The sequence below is a fragment of the Inquilinus sp. genome, from assembly GCF_057815775.1.
Genome location: NZ_JBYRFX010001203.1, coordinates 1 through 3488, shown reverse-complemented (window position 1 = coordinate 3488; position 3488 = coordinate 1). Strand labels below are relative to the sequence as shown.

Genomic DNA, 3488 nt, shown 5'->3' with positions numbered 1-3488 from the left:
CTTCGACATGGCCCTGAACTCCTGGTACGTCGGCGCCACGCCGTACTACCAGATCGACGACGCCTTCAACTCGCGCAACAAGGGCAAGACCCGGTTCTCGGCGCAGCGCTTCTTCGACCCGAAGCTGGACCAGCTGCTGGCGGACTATACCCAGACGGTCGACGCGGCGAAGCAGAAGGAGATCCTGAACAGCGCGCAGATGATCCTGGCCGAAAACATGCCGGTCGTGCCCGTCTACAACAGCCCGTTGTGGTACGAGTACAACTCGAAGCGCTTCACCGGCTGGGCCACCGCCGACAACCCGTTCGTCAGCCCGCAGAACTACGACCCCAACCACGACCGGCTGCTGCACCTGCTGGCGCTGCGCCCGGTCCAGTAACCATAATAGCCGCGGCGCGGGCCCAAGCCGGGTCCGCGCCGTCCCTGCCCCCGCATCCGAGGACCGGGAATGGCCTTTGTCGCCCGCCGATTGTTCTTCTACCTCGTCGCCTTCGTGGTCGCCGCCAGCATCAACTTCGTGATCCCGCGGCTGATGCCCGGCAACCCGGTCGACATCATGTTCTCGCAGGCGGGCAACCGGCTGTCGGTCGAGAACATCGCCGCGCTGAAGGCGACCTTCGGCTTCGTCGACGGGCCGCTGTGGCAGCAATATTTGGCCTATCTCGGCAGCGTCTTCACCGGCGACCTCGGCGTGTCGGTGAAGTATTTCCCGATCACCGTTGCCGACGTGCTGGGCCGCGCCCTGCCCTGGACCCTGTTCCTGATGGGCGGGGCGACGCTGCTGAGCTTCGTGCTGGGCACCTTCCTGGGCATCCTGGCCGCCTGGCGCCGAGGCAGCCGGTTCGACGTCACCGTCTCGACCGCCGCGGTCGTGTCGCTGGCGACGCCGGCGGTGGTGGTGTCGCTGTTCGGGCTGTTCGTCTTCGGCTTCACCCTGCAGTGGTTTCCGACCGGCTATTCCTCCGACACCGGCCTCGACCCTGCCCTGTCCTTCGACTACATCGGCAGCGTGCTGTATCACGCGATCCTGCCGATCGCGACGCTGTCGGTGGTGCTGACCGGGGACTTCCTGGTCACCATGCGCAACAACATGATCAACCTGCTGGGCGAGGACTACATCACCATGGGCCGGGCCAAGGGCCTGTCCGACCGGCGGGTGATGCTGATGTACGGCGCCCGCAACGCCCTGCTGCCGGGGGTGACCAGCCTGGCCATCGCCATCGGCAAGATCCTGGGCGGGTCGCTGGTGACCGAGGTGGTGTTCAACTATCCCGGCCTGGGCAACACGCTGTACCAGGCGATCCTGGCGCGCGACTATCCGGTGATCCAGGGCCAGCTGCTGATCATGACGCTGGCGATGCTGCTGGCCAATTTCCTGGCCGACGTCGCCTACGCCTTCCTCGACCCCCGGCTGCGCAGGAGCTGAACATGCGGATGATCCTCGCCGCCCTGTCGAACCGCAAGGCCGCCATCGGCCTGGCCATCGTCCTTGTCATCATCATCATGGGGCTGATCGCGCCCCTGCTGAGCGACTACAACCCGGCGCGCCGGGTCGGCCGGCCGCATGAGGCGCCGTCGGCGGTGCATGTGCTGGGCACCACCCGCAACGGCTACGACGTGTTCTCGCAGCTGACCCACGGCGCCCGCACCTCGCTGGCCGTCGGCTTCGGCGCCGGGCTGATCATCACCGTGATCGGCACCGCGGTCGGCGTCGCCGGCGGCTATCTCGGCGGCAAGACCGACGAGGCGCTGAACTTCGCGACCAACGTCATCCTGGTCATTCCCAACCTGCCCCTGTTGCTGGTGCTGGCCGCCTTCATCGGACAGGCCAGCCCGCTGGTGATCGCGGTGATCATCGGCGCCACATCCTGGGCCTGGGGCGCGCGGGTGACGCGGGCGCAGACCTTCTCGCTGCGGGAGAAGGAGTTCGTGCGCTCGGCCGAGATGATCGGCGAGCCGCGCTGGCGCATCATGCTGGTCGAGCTGCTGCCGAACCTGGTGTCAATCGTCGGCATCAACTTCATCGGCAGCGTGATCTACGCCGTGATCACGGAAGCGACGCTGGAGTTCCTGGGCCTGGGCGACCCGCAGACCATTTCCTGGGGCATGATGCTGTACAACGCGCAGAACGCCTCGGCCATGGTGGTCGGGGCGTGGTGGGAGATCCTGGCGCCCTGCGCCGCCCTGGCCCTGCTGGGCGCCGGGCTGTCGCTGATGAACTTCGCGATCGACGAGGTCGCCAACCCGCAGCTGCGCATCGGCCGGTCGATGGCGCGGTGGAAGAAGCTGGCGCGGATGCGGGAGGCGCGGTCGTGAACGCCATCTCCCAGACCGAAGCCCCCCTGCTCTCCGTCCGCAACCTGGCCGTCGACTATATCGGCGACCGCGGCGATTTCCGCGCGGTCGACGATGTCAGCTTCGACATCGGCCGCGGCGAGGTGTTCGGCCTGGCCGGGGAATCCGGCTGCGGCAAGAGCACCATCGCCTTCGCCATCACCCGGCTGCACAAGCCGCCGGCCCTGATCAGCGAGGGCGAGATCGCCTTCGCCGGCCAGGATGTGCTGCGCCTGGATGGCGAGGCGCTGCGCCGGTTCCGCTGGCGCGAGGTCGGCATGGTGTTCCAGAGCGCGATGAACGCGCTGAACCCGGTGCTGACGATCGAGACCCAGTTCCGCGACGTGCTGGTCACCCACACCGGCTGCAGCCGGGCCCAGGCGCGCGAGCGTGCGGCCGAGCTGATGCGGATGGTCGACATCGACCCCAGGCGCCTGTCCGACTATCCGCACCAGTTCTCCGGCGGCATGCGCCAGCGCATCGTCATCGCCATCTGCCTGGCCCTGGACCCGAAGCTGATCGTGATGGATGAGCCGACCACGGCGCTGGACGTCGTGGTCCAGCGCGAGATCCTGCAGCAGATCGACGGGCTGCGGCGCAGGCTCGGCTTCTCGATCCTGTTCATCACCCACGACCTCAGCCTGATGGTGCAGTTCTGCGACCGCATCGGCGTGATGCTGAAGGGCAAGCTGGTCGAAGTCGGCACGGCGCAGCAGATTTTCCGCGCCCCCGCCCATGACTACACCCGCAAGCTGTGGGCGTCCTTCCCCTCGCTGCACGGCGCCGGCCGCACCGCGCTGCAGGACGTCGCGGAGGCGGCGCGATGACCGAACCGATCCTGGCCCTGGAGCGCGTGGGCAAGAGCTTCGGCTCGGTCCGCGCCTTAGACGACGTGTCGATTGAGCTTCATTCCGGCCGGGCGCTGGCGCTGGTCGGCGAATCCGGCAGCGGCAAGACCACCTGCGCCCGCATCCTGATGCTGCAGCACAAGCCCAGCGAGGGCCGGGTGCTGTTCAAGGGCGAGGATGTCGCCAAGCTGCACGGCGCGGCCGAGACCCTGGCCTATCGCCGCGCGGTGCAGATGGTGTTCCAGGACCCGTTCGGGTCGCTGAACCCGACCCACACCATCTTCCACCACATCGCCCGCCCCCTGG

At 67.7% G+C, this 3488-nt stretch carries 4 protein-coding genes and 1 pseudogene; all 5 read left to right on the top strand.

Going from position 1 to position 3488, the window contains the following annotated elements:
* Window positions 1–379 (top strand): annotated as a pseudogene (locus AC3XYG_RS42755) (ABC transporter substrate-binding protein); the annotation flags it as partial.
* Between the two features lie 69 nt (window positions 380–448).
* A complete protein-coding gene (locus AC3XYG_RS42750; RefSeq protein WP_489146017.1) occupies window positions 449–1426 on the top strand; it encodes an ABC transporter permease in 978 nt (325 codons plus the stop codon).
* Between the two features lie 2 nt (window positions 1427–1428).
* Window positions 1429–2316 carry an ABC transporter permease gene (locus tag AC3XYG_RS42745; protein ID WP_489146016.1) on the top strand — a complete coding sequence of 296 codons (888 nt, stop codon included), beginning with the start codon at window positions 1429–1431 and terminating at the stop codon, window positions 2314–2316.
* Window positions 2313–3161 carry an ABC transporter ATP-binding protein gene (locus tag AC3XYG_RS42740; RefSeq protein WP_489146015.1) on the top strand — a complete coding sequence of 283 codons (849 nt, stop codon included), beginning with the start codon at window positions 2313–2315 and terminating at the stop codon, window positions 3159–3161. The genes AC3XYG_RS42745 and AC3XYG_RS42740 overlap by 4 nt, the downstream gene beginning before the upstream one ends.
* Window positions 3158–3488: ATP-binding cassette domain-containing protein (locus tag AC3XYG_RS42735; RefSeq protein WP_489146014.1), on the top strand; the 331-nt coding region annotated here is incomplete at its 3' end. The genes AC3XYG_RS42740 and AC3XYG_RS42735, both read left to right, overlap by 4 nt.